This window comes from Xanthomonas arboricola pv. juglandis, assembly GCF_905367715.1.
GTDB lineage: Bacteria > Pseudomonadota > Gammaproteobacteria > Xanthomonadales > Xanthomonadaceae > Xanthomonas > Xanthomonas arboricola.
This window is the reverse complement of record NZ_HG999362.1, coordinates 16,741-32,592: the sequence shown is the minus strand read 5'-3', so window position 1 is coordinate 32,592 and position 15,852 is coordinate 16,741. Positions and strand designations below refer to the sequence as shown.

The following is a 15,852-nucleotide window of genomic DNA, read 5'->3' as shown; positions in this document are numbered from 1 at the left end:
TGATCGCGCAGCAGCACGGTGGCGATTGCGCGTGCTGCGCCGCGCGTTGCGTTCTGATAATTCCCGCGCAGTGCGGCGCATGTCGCAATTGCGATGTGCATCGCTGCCGCGCGTGCGACGCCAGCAACCTGCGGCGTTGCGATCGCACCACAACTGGCCAGCGATGCGGGATGCGGCGTATTTCCGCAGCCATTCGGCGCAGATTGCAACCGGCATGCAACGCGAGTGACCACGCGGTGTCGCTTTACCACAACAAAGCATGTGCATGTTTGGCAATAACTGCGAAGTCGCTCACAGCTCGAATTAAGTGATAGCTCGCATTCGTAGTTTGAATGTCTCGATGCGCTTAGGGTGAAACGCGATGCAGTGTCGTCATGCACGTGGCAGGTCCACGCCAGGGCAATGCATCTCCCCCGCGAATGTTTCAGGAGTCACCCATGTTGCCCTCCCCCACTCCGACGCGCCGGCTGTCCAGCCGTGCGTTGTCATTGCTGCTGCTTGTCATCGTGCTGCTTGCAGGTGTGCCGTTGGCACATGCACAGAACCGCCTGAAGTACGCAGGCGTCAATCTTTCCGGTGCCGAAATCAAATCCTCGCAGAAGCCCGGGGTGCTCAATGTCGACTACCTGTATCCGGCCGCCAGCGATTACCGCTATTTCGCCGGTAAACACATGAACATCGTCCGGCTGCCCATCTTGTGGGAGCGTCTGCAACCCAAGGCCGGCGGCGAGCTGGATGCGGCGCAGCTGGCACTGATCCGCCAGGCCGTGGCCAACGCGAAGGCCGCCAAGGTTTACCTGATCCTGGATATCCACAACTACGCCAGGTATTACGGCAACAAGATCGGCAGCGCGCGCGTGCCGATCAGCACCTTCAACGATCTGTGGCGACGCCTGGCTATCGCCTTCAAGAACGACAACAGCGTGATCTTCGGGCTGATGAACGAGCCTTACGACATCAATCCGCAGTCCTGGGCCAATGCCGCGCAGGCATCGATCGACACCATCCGCAAGACCGGTGCCAACAATCTGATCCTGGTGCCCGGCGCGCTATGGAGTGGCGCGCACAGCTGGTATTCCACCGTTGCCGGCCAGTCCAACGCAGTGGCGCTGGCCTCCATTCGCGACCCGCTCAATCGCTACGCCATCGAAGTGCATCAGTACCTGGACACGGACTCCAGCGGCACCAGCGCCGGCTGTGTCAGCAGCACCGCCGGTGCCGACCGCCTGCGCAGTTTCACCCAATGGCTGCGTCTGAATCACAAGCAAGGCTTTCTCGGCGAGTTCGGCACCGGCAACAACGCCACCTGCAACAGCGCACTCAACGGCATGCTGGGCTACCTGGAAACCAACCGCGACGTGTGGGTGGGCTGGACCTGGTGGGCCGCTGGCGCATGGTGGAACCGCAGCTACCCCTTCAACGTGCAGCCCGATGCGCAGGGCAGCGACAAGCCGCAGATGTCGATCCTGAGCGCGCGCGCAAAACGCATCACCCAGTAGTCGGAGCAAGCAGCGTGCGATGGGCAACCGTCGCACGCTGCGCAGCAAACACCCAGCTCAGGCATGTACGCCCGGTACATGCCGATGCCAGGCAGCAGCCGCGCCCAGCCGCGGTGAGCACAGTTCTCACGCAATAAAACGCCAGCACGTAGCGCGCGCTCTAGCGCTCGCTACGTGCGCGCGCGCAACAGCGGTGCAGCGTCAGTGATCCGACGTCGCACCGTTGACGGCGAGCGCATCCATTCGCCGATTTTTCGACAGCGCCATGCATGCGATGGCGGTGTCGACAAGCGTGCGCGACCGCTTTGCAACGCGGCGCGTCACAGCGTGCTGTTCCAGAACGTGACCCTTGCGGTAAGTGACTGCGACCCAGCCTACACATTTAATTCACATTCGATGTGGTGAGCATTTCGGCACGGCAGATGCATTGGTTACGACAGGTGTGGCGCACCTCGCGCAGATCGCACGCAAACCGCTGCGACACACCATCCCCGTCGTCGAAGGAGTTGTTTTTATGTCTGCTGTCTCTCAAACGCTGCGCACCGTTTTCCGCTGCGCTCTGCTCTGCATTCTGTTCGGCACATTCGCACCCGTCTACGCACAAACACGCGCACTGACGTATGCCGGCGTCAATTTATCCGGCGCCGAATTCGCATCGTCCAAAAAACCCGGAGTCCTCAATAAGGACTATATGTATGCCTCGGCCAGCGATTACACCTATTTCGCCGGCGTCGGCATGAACACGATCCGCCTGCCGGTGCTGTGGGAACGCCTGCAGCCCAGTGCACGCGGTGAACTGGATCCGACCCAACTGGCCCTGGTGCAGCAAGCCGTGGCACGCGCCAAGGCATCGGGCATGTATCTGGTGCTGGACATCCACAATTACGGCAAATACTACGGCTACAAGATCGGTGGCGACGAAGTGCCGATCGCCACATTCGCCGACTTGTGGCGCCGCCTTGCGCTGGCGTTTCCCAGCGACAATGCGGTGATCTTCGGGCTGATGAATGAGCCCAATGGCGTCTCGGCCAGCGCCTGGGCTGCCACTGCACAGGCAGGCATCAATGCGATTCGTGCCACCGGTGCGAACAACCTGATTCTGGTGCCCGGCGCATTATGGACCGGTGCGCACAGCTGGTATTCGCCCACCAACGATGGCTATTCCAACGCAACCGCATTGGTCTCGATCTACGATCCGCTCAATCGCTACGCGTTCGAAGTGCATCAATACCTGGATGCCGATTCCAGCGGCACCACCAATGTCTGCGTCAGTGCCACCATCGGTGTCGAGCGTCTGCGTAGTTTCACTGAGTGGCTGCGCACCAACCACAGGCGCGGGTTTCTGGGCGAATTCGGCACCGCCAACAACCCCGTCTGCAATGAAGCACTGCGCGGCATGCTCCGCTATATCGATGCCAATGCAGACGTCTGGTCGGGCTGGACCTGGTGGGCTGCCGGCTCGTGGTGGAATGTCAGCTATCAGTACAGCGTGCATCCCAACAAGGACGGCACCGACAAGCCGCAGATGTCCATCCTCTCGCCGCAGGCGGTGCGCGCCACACGCGCCATTCCGTAATCTGAGGTAGATGGGTTGAGTCACGCGAGCCGCCGCAAGGCGGCTCGCTTTTTTTGCATCTTTTGTAATGGCTATCTTTGGATGACAGGCCGAACAGGACAGTCTCGAGGTGACAATGTTCACGTCGCTCTGAAGCACACTGCGCGCCCATTGCGCTGCAACGCCGCAAACACCAGTTGATGAACGTGCTTGCGACATCAGGTGCGCACCGAGCGCATCATCACCGAAGCTTGAGCTCACTGAACTCTTGCCCCCGCTTCTAACGGCTATTCACCTTGCAGCGATAAGGCCGCGTCCAGCATGAGCGCACTTCACTGCAGGAGCATCACATGGCACATCGACTGATGAAGACCGCGCTGATCGGCGCACTCGCATTGGCAGCACAGGGCGCGTTTGCGCAGGCCGCCGCCGACAAGCCGGCCAAGGCGCTGACCGCCCGCGAGGTCACCAGCATGCTGACCGACAAGGGCTATACCAAGGTGCACGACGTCAAGTTCGAACATGGCGTGTGGACCGCCGACGCACGCAGCGGCGACGGCAAGGATGTGGATGTGTGTATCGATCCGGTGACCGGCCGCGTGTATGGCGACCAGACCACCTCCAAACTGAGCGAGGCCGATATCCGCGCCGCGTTGTCGACCGGCGGCTATTCCAACGTGCACGACCTCAAGTTCGAAGACGGCTTGTGGAAAGCCGATGCCGAGCAACGCGGTGGGCAGAAGGTGGATCTGCATGTCGACCCGGAAGACGGGCACGTGGTGAGTGTGGATAACGATTGACCAACGCACCCCGGAGTCGGTGACGCGCCGACAATGCGCCGCGTTGATGGCAACGCGTTGTCGGCAGCACGATTGAAAGCCTCTCCCAGGCCGGTGGCATCCTCTCTCAGAAGAGCATCGACCAAGAGACATACTTCAGTTGGATGCGGCACGTGATCTGACGCATCGATGCACTGCATCGACACGGATCGTGACCTCGCCCGCAACCGCCACGATCAGGACGAACCAACACAAAGGGCCTCCAACAGGAGGCCCTTTGTGTTGATCGCGATACGCGCGCGCGGCGCTGCCGCGCACCTTGCAGGCCGCATCGCGACGCCATGCATCGGATGCATGACATCGCATGCGGTGCTGGCGTCATTCAACGCGCCGGCGCCGCCTTCTTGCCCTCGGCAGCGGCGTCCTTTTCGGCGTCAGGCGCCGCTGCCGCGGCACCCGCAGCAGGCTTGCCGGCCATCATGCGATCGCGCGCAGCCTTGAACGGGTTGCCGGCATACCAGTTGGGCCAGCGCTGGCCGGCGGCCACCTCCTTGCCCACGCCATACACCGCCTGCAGGTCTTCGATGGTGCCATCGAGCTTCCAGCTGGCCGCATCGTATTCGTCGCCCGGGGCGTGATAGCGATTGCGCCCATAGTCTTCGGCGGCCGCGCGCCCGGCCGCAGTACCGCCCTCACGCAGGTCTTCGCCGCCATCGGCATACAGCGCCGGAACGCCGGCCTTGGCGAAATTGAAGTGATCCGAGCGGAAATACGAGCCGCTTTGCGGCGTGGCTTCGGCATGCAGGGTACGGCCCTGCATCGCGGCGATGGGCTTGAGGATGTCTTCCAGCTCCGAACTGCCCATGCCCACCACGGTGACATCGCGTGCGCGCCCGGCCACCGACATCGCATCCAGGTTGATCACCGCCGCAATCTTGTCCAGCGGAAAACTCGGGTTGGCCACGTAGTACTTGGAACCGAGCAGGCCGGATTCTTCCAGCGTCACCGCCACGAACACCACCGACCGCGCCGGCTTGGGATCCTGATGCGCGAACGCGTCGGCAATCTCGAGAATGCCGGCCACGCCGGTGGCGTTGTCCACCGCGCCGTTATAGATGTTGTCGCCACTCTCGCCCGGGTGTTTGCCCAGGTGATCCCAGTGCGCCATATACAGCACCGCCTCGTCGGCATGGCTGGTGCCAGGCAGCACGCCGACGACGTTGCGCGAGGATTTCTCCGCGATCGTGCTCTTCAGGTCCACCGACCAGCTGGCCTTCAACGGCACCGGCTTGAAGCCACGCTTGCTGGCGTCCTTGTAGGCCTGCGCCAGATCCAGCCCGGCATTGGCGAACAGCTGCTTGGCGGTCTCGGCGCTGATCCAGCCCTGCACCGGCAGGCGCGGATCGGGATCGTCCTTGGCCGGCAGGTCGTATTGCGGGCCGGCCCAGGAGTTCTTGACCACGTCCCATCCGTAGCTGGCGCCCGGGGTGTCGTGCACGATCAGCGCGGCGGCCGCACCCTTGCGGGCGGCTTCCTCGAACTTGTAGGTCCAGCGGCCGTAGTAAGTCATGCGCTTGCCGTCGAACAGCTTGGCGTCGCCGGTGTGGAAGCCGGGATCGTTGACGAACATCACCACCGTCTTGCCCTTCCAGTCCTGGCCGGCGTAATCGTTCCACTGCTGTTCGGGCGCATCCACGCCGTAGCCGACGAACACCAGCTCGCTGTTGTCCAGCTTGACCTCGGCCTGGCCGGTGCGGGTGCCCACCACGATGTCGGTGCCGAAGGCCAGGGTGCGGGTCTGCTCGCCGCTGCGCAGGCTGGGTGCGGTGGCCGCATCGGCAGTGGTTTCCACCATCGGCACGTCCTGGAACCAGCTGTCGCCGTTGCCCGGCTGCAGGCCGATGCGCTGCATCTGGTCGCGGATGTAGGTGACGGTCTTCTCCTCGCCCGGCGTGCCGGGGCCGCGTCCCTCGAACTCGTCCGAGGCCAGCGTCTTGACCAGCTCGGCAAAGTCGCCGCTGGTCAGCTCCGGCGAGAAGGCGTGGCGACTGGCCGGCGTGCTGGGCGCGCTGCCGACGGGTGCCTGCGCGGCGGGCGCGCTCGGCGCATCGGCGGGTTCACGCTTGCAGCCGGCCAGGGCCAGCGTCGCGGCCAGGCACAACAGGATCTTGCGGGGCATCGGGACTCCTCGTGCGGCGAAGGTCCCCCGATTCTAGGCGCTGGGCCCGTGGTGAGGGCGTCAGTCCTTGGGCGCCACGTCGCTGTCGAAGCTGCGCGCGGTGGCGCCGGTGACGGCACCGATCTTCGCAGTGCGGTGCACGTACAGGCTGACCTCGCGCTCGAACTCCAGCGGGCCATCGACCACCGCATCCGGGCCGATCACCACGCGCGGCTTGCGCGCAGGCTTGAACGAAAAGCTGAAGTTCGGCTTGGTGACCTCGATCCCGCCACGCACATGCGAGCGCACCCCGACAGTAATGTCGCCGTTGACGGTCTCGATGCCCTCGCCGAGCTCGGTTTCCACCAGGCCGATGCTGCCGTTGACGGTTTCCACGCCGCCGCTGATGCGGCTGCCGCGCTCCACCAGCACACTGCCGTTGACCGTCTCCAGCCCGCCGGACACCACCACCTTCTGGCCCAGCGTGATCGCGCCATTGACCGTGGAGACATCGCCGGTGCGGGCGTTGTCGCCGATCTGGATACTGCCGTTGACCGTTTCCACACTCCGGGTCTGCGCGCCGGCGCCGACCTCGATGGAGCCGTTGACGGTGTCCAGCCCGCCATAGACCTTGCCGGCCTCGGCGCTGATACGGCCGTTGACCTTGCTGATGTCCTCGTCGGCCCAGGCGCTTGTGCAGACCAGGGACAATGCCAGAAGAAGATGCTGGGGCTTCATGCTGAACCTTGCGCGGCGGCGGCTGTCTTGGGCGTGGCGGCGATCACACCATGCTTGGCTACAATCGCGCACCTGCCTGAAGTCACTGGACCTTTCGTTGCCCCTGTCGCCCGCCCTGCGATCGCGCCTGCCGTCCGCCCCCGCCACCGGCCGCTCCCGCGCGTGGCTGGCGGCGACCGTGCTGGCCTGCACGCTGCTGGGCAGCACCGCGGCCGGTGCGCAAAGCCAGCGCGAAACCGAGCGCAAACTGCAGCAGCTGCGCGACGAACTCAAGACCATCAGCGCCGACCGCCGCGAGCTGGAGGGCAAGCGCGGCAACGCCGCCCAGCAACTGCGCCAGGCCGACGAGAAGGTGGCCAGGACCTCGCGTGCGTTGAGCGAGACCGAAACGGCGATGCGCGAGCAGGAACAGCACCTGGGCAAGCTGCAGCAGGACCGTGCGCAGCTGCAGCGCGGCCTGCAGAACCAGCGCGTGCAGCTGGCCGCGCTATTGCGCGCCGCCGACCAGGTCGGCCGCAACGCGCCGTTGAAGGTGCTGTTGTCGCAGGACACCGTGGGCGATGCCACGCGCATGCTGGCCGATCATCGCTACGTGCAGAACGCGCGTGCACAGCGCATCCAGGCACTGACCACGCAACTGGATGCGCTCACCAAGGTGGAGCAGGACATCGCCAGCCGTCGCCAGGCACTGGATGCGGCGCGTGCGCAGCAAAAGGCGCAGGCCGCATTGCTGCAGAAGGATCGCTCGCAGCAGGCGGCGACCGTCGCGCAGCTGGACGACCGCTACAAACAGCGCGCCGAGCGCGAAAAAGCCCTGGGCCAGGACGCCAAATCGCTGGAGCAGCTGCTCGCCAACCTGCGCGCGGCCGCCGCCAAGGCCGAGGCCGAACGGCGGGCTGCCGCCAAACGCGCCGCCGCCGAAGCCGCCGCGCAGGCCAAACGCAGCAAGACCGAGCGCCCCGAGCGTCCCGGCAAGACCCCGCCCAAGGTCATCGCCAGTGCGCCGGCGCCCAAGGTCGGCGGCCTGAGCTGGCCGGTGGCGGGCAACCTGCTGGCGCGCTTCAACGCCACCTTGCCCGACGGCCACACCAGCAAGGGCGTGCTGATCGGCGCGCCCAAGGGCAGCACCGTCACCGCGGTGGCCGATGGCACGGTGGTGTTCTCCGACTGGATGACCGGCTACGGCATGATCCTGATCGTGGACCACGGCAACGGCTACATGAGCCTGTACGCGCACAACGACACACTGTTGCGTGATGCCGGCGCGTCGATCAAGCGCGGCGAAGCGGTGGCCAAGGTCGGCAGCTCGGGCGGGCAGGGCGTGCCGGCGCTGTACTTCGAACTGCGTCGCAACGGGCAGCCGGTGGATCCGTCGAGCTGGTTGCAGCGCCGCTGAGCGCACGCGCACGCCGCGCGCGTGCCGGTGCATGACCGCCGCCATACCTGGCCCTGCCAAGTCAACGCGGATTTACCGCGGCTTCGCGCATAATCCAGGCTGCTCCGTTGCGGGGCGTCTTATCTCTTTGTCGGAGTGCTTCATGCGCGTAGCCGTCCTGTCCGTTGCCCTGTCGCTGGCGTTGTTCGCCTCACCCGGTTGGGCGCAGAAAGCCAGTCCCGCCGCCGCCCAGGCCACTGCGGACGATCCGGAAGCCAATGAAGCCGCCGTCTCCAAGGTGCCGCTGGACGAGATCCGCCGCTTCGTGGCGGTGTACAACGCGGTCAAGCAGGCTTACGTCGACCCGGTCGAGGACAAGAAGCTGATGCACGCCGCGGTGCGCGGCCTGCTCTCGGATCTGGACCCGCACAGCACCTATTTCGACAAGGAAGATGCCGAAGCCTTCGACGAGCAGGCCACCGGCGCCTACGACGGCATCGGCGTGGAATTGCTGCAGCAGCAGGACAACACGCTCAAGGTGATCGCGCCGATCGACGACACACCGGCCGCGCGCGCCGGCATCCGCGCCGGCGACGTCATCGTGGCCATCGACGGCAAGCCGATCGACGCCAGCAAGGCGATGGAGCCGCTGCGCGGCGAATCCGGCAGCAAGGTCGTGCTGACCATCGTGCGCGACAAGGCGCCCAAGCCGTTCGACGTGACCCTGCAGCGCGAGACCATCCGCGTGGCCAGCGTGCGCAGCAAGCTGCTGGAACCGGGTTATGGCTATATCCGCATCAGCACCTTCCAGGCCGACACCGGTGCCGACTTCCAGAAGAACCTCAAGCAGCTGCAGGCCGGCGGCAAGTTGCGCGGCCTGGTGCTGGACCTGCGCAGCAACCCGGGCGGCCTGCTGACCTCGGCGGTGCAGGTGGCCGACGATCTGCTCGACAAGGGCAACATCGTCAGCACGCGCGGGCGCATCTCCATCAGCGATGCCAAGTTCGACGCCACCCCGGGCGATCTGCTCGGCGGCGCACCGGTGGTGGTGCTGGTGGACGCCGGCTCGGCCAGTGCTTCGGAAGTGCTGGCCGGCGCGCTGCGCGACAACCAGCGCGCGCGCATCATCGGCAGCCGCACCTTCGGCAAGGGCTCGGTGCAGACCGTGCTGCCGCTGGACAACGGCGACTCGGTCAAGCTGACCACCGCGCGCTATTACACCCCCAGCGGCAAGTCGATCCAGGCCAGCGGCATCGTGCCGGAAGTGCTGCTCACCCCGGAACCGCAACCGGGCGATGCCGACGTGCCGGCCAGCCTGGCCGACTTCAGCGAAGCCACGCTGCCGGGCCATCTGCGTGGCGATGCCGAAGGCGAGGAGGGCTACAGCGCCGGCGACGTGCTGCCGGGCGATGGCCCGATCGCCTCCGCGCTGGCCGAGCTCAAGCAGCCCGGCTCGGCGGCCAAGGCGCAAGCCGCGCTCAAGGCCAAGGCACAGGCAGCGCAGAAGGCCAGGGCCGCCAAGACCGCGGCCGAGCCGAAGCCGGCTGCCGCGCGCCCGGCCGCGACCGACAAGCCCAAGCCTGCCGACAAGCCGAGCGAACCGGCTGAAAAGGCCAAGCCCGCGCCGCCAGCCGCACCAGCGGCGCCGGCGCCGGCCGAACCGGTCAAGTAATCCGGCCACAGCGCAGCGGGTCAATCACCCGCTGCGCGCCAGGCCCGATCGCCACGCGTCGGCACTGCGACGCCACCTGCACGCATCCTGGATCACCCGGCCACCACAGCGCCGGCGGGTTTGGACCCCGAGGCGTTCGTAGGAGCGACCCCGGTCGCGACAAGCCTCGCCAGTTGCCCAATCACCACCGCGTCAACCACGCGCTATCGCACAATCGCCAACGCCTCGGGATTGACCAGGTTGCGCGGCGCACCGGCGGCAAACGCCAGCACATTGTCGAACGCCGCTTCGAAGTACAGCGCATAGCTGTCGCTTTCCACGTAGCCCAGATGCGGCGTCGCCAGCACGCGTGGATGCTGCAGCAGCGGGTCGCGCGGATCCAGCACCGGCTCGCGCTCGAACACATCCACCGCCGCCTGCGCCGGCCGGCCCGCATCCAGCGCGGCCAGCAATGCGCCGGGCGCGATCAGCTCGGCGCGGCTGGTGTTGACCAGCAACGCATCCGGACGCATCCACGCCAGATCCTGCGCACTGATCTGGTGGCGGGTCTGCGCGGTCAGGCGCCGATGCAGCGACAGCACATCGCTGCGTTCGAACAGGTCCTGCCGGCTGGCGGCGATGTCGAAGCCATCGCGCGCGGCCTGTGCGCACGAGGCCTCGCCGCCCCACACCAGCACCTGCATGCCGAACGCACGCCCGAAGCCGGCCACGCGCTGGCCGATCCGCCCGTAACTCCAGATGCCCAGGGTGCGCCCGTGCAACGCGCGCCCCAGGCCGGGATCGCCCAGCGCCTGCCAGCGGCCCTGGTGAAGCGCGCGCTGGTACTCGCCCAGGCGCCGGCTGGCCGACAGGATCAAGGCCCAGGTCAGTTCGGCCGGCGCCACCGGCGAGCCGACGCCTTCGGCCACCGCCACCCCGAACTCGGTGCACGCGGCCACATCCACATGCGCACCGATCCGGCCGGTCTGGCTGATCAACTTGAGTCGCGGCAGTCGCCGCAACAGCGTGGCGTCCACGCGGGTGCGTTCGCGGATCAGTACCAGCGCATCGGCTTCGACCAGCCGCTCGGCCCATTCGTTGGGGTCGGTGGCCAGCGCGCCCAGCACCTGCACATCGTGGCCGTGCAGGCGCTGCAGGCAGGGCAGGTGACGCACGGCGCCCTGGTAATCGTCGGGCACCAGGATGCGCATCAGCGCGGCTTGGTCGGCAACGGGAACGGCGTGACCACCTTGTCGCCGGTGGTGGCATCGCGGATCACCGACTGGCCCTTCTTCTCGACTTCCTCGATGCGCACGATGCTCTGCATCGGCAGGTGCAGCGTCTTGGTGTTGCCGAACTCTTCGCGCAGGCGCTCTTCGGTGGGGTCGACCACCAGCCCGTCGTGCACGTCGAACACCAGCTCGCCGATCTGGTTGAAGCCCCACAGATGGCTGCCGGTGACCTGGCGGGCGTAGAGCTCGTAGACCTTGCCGTGGTTGAGGAAGGTGACTTTGTACAGGGGCTTGGACATGCGGCGATTATAGGCGCGCCACCGCGCAGCGACGCAGCGCGGAGCCGGCGCAACACGGCGCCCCGGTGCGCCTTGCACGATTGCCGCCGCGCTAGAACCCGTGGCGCTTGCGCAGCCGCCGCGCGATCGCCGCGCGCACATACAGCCCGTAGACGATGCCGAACACGAACCCGGCGATATGCGCCGACCACGCGACCATGCCGAAGGCCGGGCCGATGTAGGCAAACACCACCTGCAGCAGCGCCCAGGCACCGATCAGCAACGGTGCTGGTACCCGGATGAATTCCAGAAACACTCCCAGCGGCAGCACCACGCCCAGCTTGGCGCCGGGGAACAGCGCCAGATAGGTGCCGATCAACGCCGACACCGCGCCCGAGGCACCGATGATCACCCGGTCCGGCGTGCCGATCGCGAAGATCGCCGCCAGATTGGAGGCCGCGCCGCCGACCAGGAACAGCAACAGCAGGCGCCACGGCCCGAGAATGCGCTCGGCCGGCAGCCCGAAGATCAGCAGGAACACCAGGTTGCCGAGCAGGTGCGACCAGTCCGCATGCAGGAACAACGCGGTGAACAGCCGCAGCACGCTGCCGTCGCGCAGGGTCGCCCACCAGTCGCCCAGGTTGGACACGCCGCTGGACAGCGCGCCCCAGTCCAGCCACAGCGTATTGCGTGCCTCGCCGGGCCGGCTGATCGACCACAGATAGGCCAGCCACACGGTTGCGAACAGCAACGGCACTGCCCAGCGCGGGGTGGGTTTCTTGCGGGAGGGGAGAGAGACGAACATCGGAGTGGCACTCTAGCGGGTTCACGCTCCTGAACCCATCCCTAACCTGTCCAGCCGATCAAAACGTGCTTCGTTATTGTTCGGTTAATTGTGGTGGGTATACTGCGTACGGCGTCGTATGTCGGGGGGGGGTCTCCGGCGCGCTCCAGCAGCCACTTGGCGCTGGGCGCGGGCGCTGTACCGACCACTGCAGTCTTTATCCGGAGAGCACCACCTTATGTCTACCGCTTCCATTCTCAGCCGCGCCACCCTGTTGGCCGTCGGCATTGCCGGCGTACTGGCCGTTGGCCAGGCCCACGGCGCCGCCTTCCAGCTGAAGGAAAACAGCGCCAAGGGTCTTGGCCGCGCCTTCGCCGGTTCGGGCAGCGCCCCGGACGATGCCTCGATCATCGCCAACAACCCGGCCGGCATGCGCCAGCTGGACGGTCGCCTGTTCCAGGCCGACGTCAGCGCCATCAGCTTCTCGGCCAAGTTCCAGCCCGACACCGCCACCTACGCCAACGGCGCCCCGGTCTCCGGCGGCAATGGCGGCGACGCCGGCATGATCGCGCCGGTCCCGGCGATGTACTTCCACGTGCCGTTCGGCGAGAACGACAACATGCACCTGGGTACATCGCTGACCGTGCCGTTCGGCTTCAAGACCGAATACGACCGCGACTGGGTCGGCCGCTACCACGGCACCAAGACCGAGCTGCAGGCGATCGACTTCAATGTCGCGTTCTCCTACGACGTGAACCCGTACGTGTCCTTCGGTGCGTCGGTGTTCGCCGAGCGTCTGGATATCGATCTGGCCAATGCGGTCGACTTCGGCAGCGTGCTGGCCGCGCGTCGCGTGCCGGGCTTCGCACCGGGCAATGCCGATGGCTACTCGCGCATCAAGGGCGACAGCACCGAAGTGGGCTTCACCCTCGGCGGCCTGTTCAGCATCGACGAGAACACCCACATCGGTTTCAGCTACCGTTCGCAAGTGGATCACAAGATCACCGATGGCGATGCCGACTTCACCGTGCCGGGTCCGGCTGCGGCAGTCCTGGGCGTTGCCGCTCCGGGCACCTTCGTCGACACCAAGGGCCGCGCCACCGTCAGGCTGCCGGCCAGCGCCACCGCCAGCTTCACCCACAACGTGAACGAGCAGTGGTCGATCATGGCCGATGTCACCCGTACCGCCTGGAGCAAGTTCGACCAGGTGACCGTGGACTTCGCCTCCAACCAGCCCGACAGCGTGCTGGACTTCTCCTACCGCGACACCACCTTCGCCTCGATCGGTGCCGACTACCGCATGAGCGAGACGCTGACCCTGCGTGGCGGCCTGGCGTACGACCAGACCCCGACCACCGCCGAGCACCGCGACGTGCGCGTGCCGGATGCGAGCCGCAAGTGGGTCTCGCTGGGTCTGAGCTGGCGTCCGTCGCAGCAGGCCGAATACAACTTCGGTTACACCCACCTGTTCACCAGCGACCCGACCAGCGACACCCGCAGTGCCACCGGCGACCGTCTGGCGGGCAGCTACAAGGTGAAGGGCGACGTGCTGGCCGCTTCGGTCAACTACAAGTTCTGATCGTCGTAGCACCACGCGTGTAACGAAAAACCCCGCTACGGCGGGGTTTTTCTTTGCTGCCTTGCACGCGCCACCACGTGCGTTGCAGGCCGGCGGCTGATTGCGTCTGCGCAAGTAGATTGCCGCAGACGATCTAGGCAGCGCATCACCCAGCGCCATCGCAGTGGCGTACTGGCTGGCGTGGCGAGCGCGTGGTGCATGCTGCGGCGCTGTCTTTCTGGGCGACGCAGCGCTGAAGCATGCAGCGATGATGCCTCATGGCAATGGGCCGACCGAGGCCGCGTACGCCGCCGGGCGTGCTGTGCAGGCGGTAGCGCAGATTGCTATGGTCGTGCGATGAGCCAACCCGACTTCATCCAGATCGCCGACAACGCCGTCTCGCGCGAGGATTGCGCCGCCATCGTGCAACGCATGCGCGACAGCCAGCAGCTGCATCCCGGCCGCATCGGTGGCGGCGTGTTTCCCGAACTCAAACACAGCCGCGACCTGCGCATCAGCGGCGTGGCCGAATGGGCGGCGGTGGAAAACCGCCTGCAGCAGGCCGTGTTCGAAGGCGTGCTGACCTATCTGCGGCACTATCCACAAGCCCTGATCTCGCCGCTGATGCTGCAGGTCACCACCGCCGACGGCAGCCCGCACCGGCTGGTGGCCGAGGACATCGCGCAGATGAGCGACCAGGCGCTGGGCGACCTGGCCCGCACCTGCCTGCGCCCGGGTGCGATCAACCTGCAGTGGTACACCGCCGACCAGGGCGGCTATCCCTACTGGCATTGCGAGCTGTATCCACGCGATGCCAGCGCCGACACGCTGCACCGGCATCTGCTGTGGACGCTGTACCTCAACGACGAGTTCGAACAGGGCGAGACCGAATTCCTGTTCCAGCAGCGCAAGGCCCGCCCGCGCACCGGCAGCCTGCTGATCGCCCCCACCGCCTTCACCCACACCCACCGCGGCAACCGCCCGGTCGGCGGCGACAAGTTCATCGCCACCAGCTGGATCCTGTTCCAGTCGGCGAGTGCCTTGTACGGCGGGGATTCGTGATTGGGGATTGGGGATTGGTAAGGGCAGGTCACTACAGTGCGTCGGCTGTTACGAATCCCCAATCTCAAATCCCCAATCCCCGCCCCTAGAACAGACTGCCTTGCGGCGACTGCGGCACCGGCTTGGCCGGCGGAGCGGGGCGGCGGAACTTGGTCGTGTCCAATGCCGGCATGTCGCGTGCGTCGAAACCGCTGCGGCGGTGGGCCAGGGCGAAGCGGCGTGCCAGCAACTCCGCGTAGACGCCCTGGCCGCGCAGGCGTGTGCCGAAGGCGCTGTCGTAATCCTTGCCGCCGCGCAGTTGCTGGATCGTGCTCATCACGTGCCCGGCGCGTTGCGGGTGATGGGTCTGCAACCAGTCGCGGAACAGCGGCGCCACTTCGTGCGGCAGCCGCAGCAATACGTAGCCGGCACTGTGCGCGCCGGCAGCGGACGCGGCCTGCAGGATCGCTTCCAGCTCATGGTCGTTGATCCACGGGATCACCGGCGCGGCCATCACCCCGACCGGCACGCCGGCCTCGTGCAGCGCCCGCATCGCGCGCAGGCGGGCATGCGGTGCGGACGCGCGCGGTTCCAGCCTGGCCGACAGATGCGGGTCCAGCGTGGTCACCGAAAAATGCACGTTGACCAGGCCCTCGCGTGCCAGCGGTGCGAGCAGGTCCAGATCGCGCGTGACCAACGCATTCTTGGTGATCAGCGTGAACGGATGGCGGGTTTCCCACAGCACCTCGATCAGGCGCCGCGTCAGTGCACGTTTGCGCTCGATCGGCTGGTAGGCATCGGTGTTGATGCCCAGTGCGATCGGGCTGGGCACATAGCCCGGGCGCGACAGTTCACGGCGCAACAGCTCAGGCGCATTGGTCTTGGCGAACAGCTTGGTCTCGAAATCCAGCCCGGGCGACAGATTGAGATAGGCATGCGAGGGCCGCGCAAAGCAGTAGCTGCAACCATGCTCGCACCCACGATACGGATTGACCGATTGCGAAAAGCCGATGTCCGGCGATTGATTGCGGCTGATGATGCTGCGCGCGGTTTCCTCGGTGACCTGGGTGCGCAGCGCCGGCGCGGCGAACTCCTCGCCGTCGTCGGCGTACCAGCCATCGTCCACCGGTTGTTGGGTGGTGGTTTCGAAGCGTCCGGGCAGATGGCCGGTCGCACCACGGCCCTTGATCGCAGTTGCCATCGC

At 66.2% G+C, this 15,852-nt stretch carries 13 protein-coding genes; 7 read left to right on the top strand and 6 right to left on the bottom strand.

The annotated features are described in order from the left end of the window. Positions 1–509: 509 nt before the first annotated feature. From KHN93_RS00140 to KHN93_RS00130, 3 genes are all read left to right on the top strand, one after another. Complete coding sequence (locus KHN93_RS00140) at positions 510–1,499, top strand: glycoside hydrolase family 5 protein (protein WP_208409849.1); 990 nt, start codon at positions 510–512, stop codon at positions 1,497–1,499. Between the two features lie 514 nt (positions 1,500–2,013). Next, positions 2,014–3,075, top strand: coding sequence for a glycoside hydrolase family 5 protein (locus KHN93_RS00135; RefSeq protein ID WP_026064114.1), 1,062 nt, complete (start codon positions 2,014–2,016; stop codon positions 3,073–3,075). Between the two features lie 329 nt (positions 3,076–3,404). Next, positions 3,405–3,854, top strand: a complete 450-nt coding sequence (locus KHN93_RS00130; RefSeq protein WP_211921407.1) for a PepSY domain-containing protein — start codon at positions 3,405–3,407, stop codon at positions 3,852–3,854. A gap of 361 nt (positions 3,855–4,215) precedes the next feature. Here KHN93_RS00130 and KHN93_RS00125 read toward each other — a convergent pair whose 3' ends face one another. Beyond that, on the bottom strand, positions 4,216–6,012 hold the full coding sequence (locus tag KHN93_RS00125) for a M28 family metallopeptidase (protein WP_115510073.1): 1,797 nt from the start codon (positions 6,010–6,012) through the stop codon (positions 4,216–4,218). 60 nt (positions 6,013–6,072) lie between these two features. Then, positions 6,073–6,729, bottom strand: coding sequence for a DUF4097 family beta strand repeat-containing protein (locus KHN93_RS00120; protein WP_026064112.1), 657 nt, complete (start codon positions 6,727–6,729; stop codon positions 6,073–6,075). A 97-nt stretch (positions 6,730–6,826) separates the two neighbouring features. Here KHN93_RS00120 and KHN93_RS00115 point away from each other — a divergent pair, with 97 nt between their 5' ends. After that, on the top strand, positions 6,827–8,125 hold the full coding sequence (locus KHN93_RS00115; protein WP_211921405.1) for a murein hydrolase activator EnvC family protein: 1,299 nt from the start codon (positions 6,827–6,829) through the stop codon (positions 8,123–8,125). 142 nt (positions 8,126–8,267) lie between these two features. Beyond that, entirely contained in the window at positions 8,268–9,776 is a 1,509-nt protein-coding gene (locus tag KHN93_RS00110) for a S41 family peptidase (protein WP_104561507.1), read from the top strand. Between the two features lie 203 nt (positions 9,777–9,979). On the opposite strand, the gene KHN93_RS00105 is transcribed toward KHN93_RS00110, so the two are convergent. The 3 genes from KHN93_RS00105 to KHN93_RS00095 all read right to left on the bottom strand — a co-directional run bounded on the left by KHN93_RS00105 (position 9,980) and on the right by KHN93_RS00095 (position 12,070). Then, entirely contained in the window at positions 9,980–10,966 is a 987-nt protein-coding gene (locus tag KHN93_RS00105) for a D-2-hydroxyacid dehydrogenase family protein (protein WP_211921403.1), read from the bottom strand. Next, on the bottom strand, positions 10,966–11,286 hold the full coding sequence (locus KHN93_RS00100) for a DUF1820 family protein (protein WP_016901574.1): 321 nt from the start codon (positions 11,284–11,286) through the stop codon (positions 10,966–10,968). Before KHN93_RS00100 ends, KHN93_RS00105 begins: the two co-directional genes overlap by 1 nt. Before the next feature lie 91 nt (positions 11,287–11,377). Further along, positions 11,378–12,070 (bottom strand): rhomboid family intramembrane serine protease, encoded by a 693-nt coding sequence (locus KHN93_RS00095; protein ID WP_003482177.1) that lies wholly within the window; start codon positions 12,068–12,070, stop codon positions 11,378–11,380. 217 nt (positions 12,071–12,287) lie between these two features. On the opposite strand from KHN93_RS00095, the gene KHN93_RS00090 reads away from it, so the two are divergent. Together KHN93_RS00090 and KHN93_RS00085 are read left to right on the top strand one after the other, a co-directional pair. After that, positions 12,288–13,628, top strand: coding sequence for an outer membrane protein transport protein (locus KHN93_RS00090; protein WP_211921401.1), 1,341 nt, complete (start codon positions 12,288–12,290; stop codon positions 13,626–13,628). A gap of 336 nt (positions 13,629–13,964) precedes the next feature. Next, positions 13,965–14,669, top strand: a complete 705-nt coding sequence (locus KHN93_RS00085) for a 2OG-Fe(II) oxygenase (protein ID WP_047129810.1) — start codon at positions 13,965–13,967, stop codon at positions 14,667–14,669. Between the two features lie 85 nt (positions 14,670–14,754). Here the strand turns inward: KHN93_RS00085 and KHN93_RS00080 are convergent, their stop codons facing one another. Next, positions 14,755–15,849, bottom strand: coding sequence for a PA0069 family radical SAM protein (locus KHN93_RS00080; RefSeq protein ID WP_046345201.1), 1,095 nt, complete (start codon positions 15,847–15,849; stop codon positions 14,755–14,757). Positions 15,850–15,852: the final 3 nt, after the last annotated feature.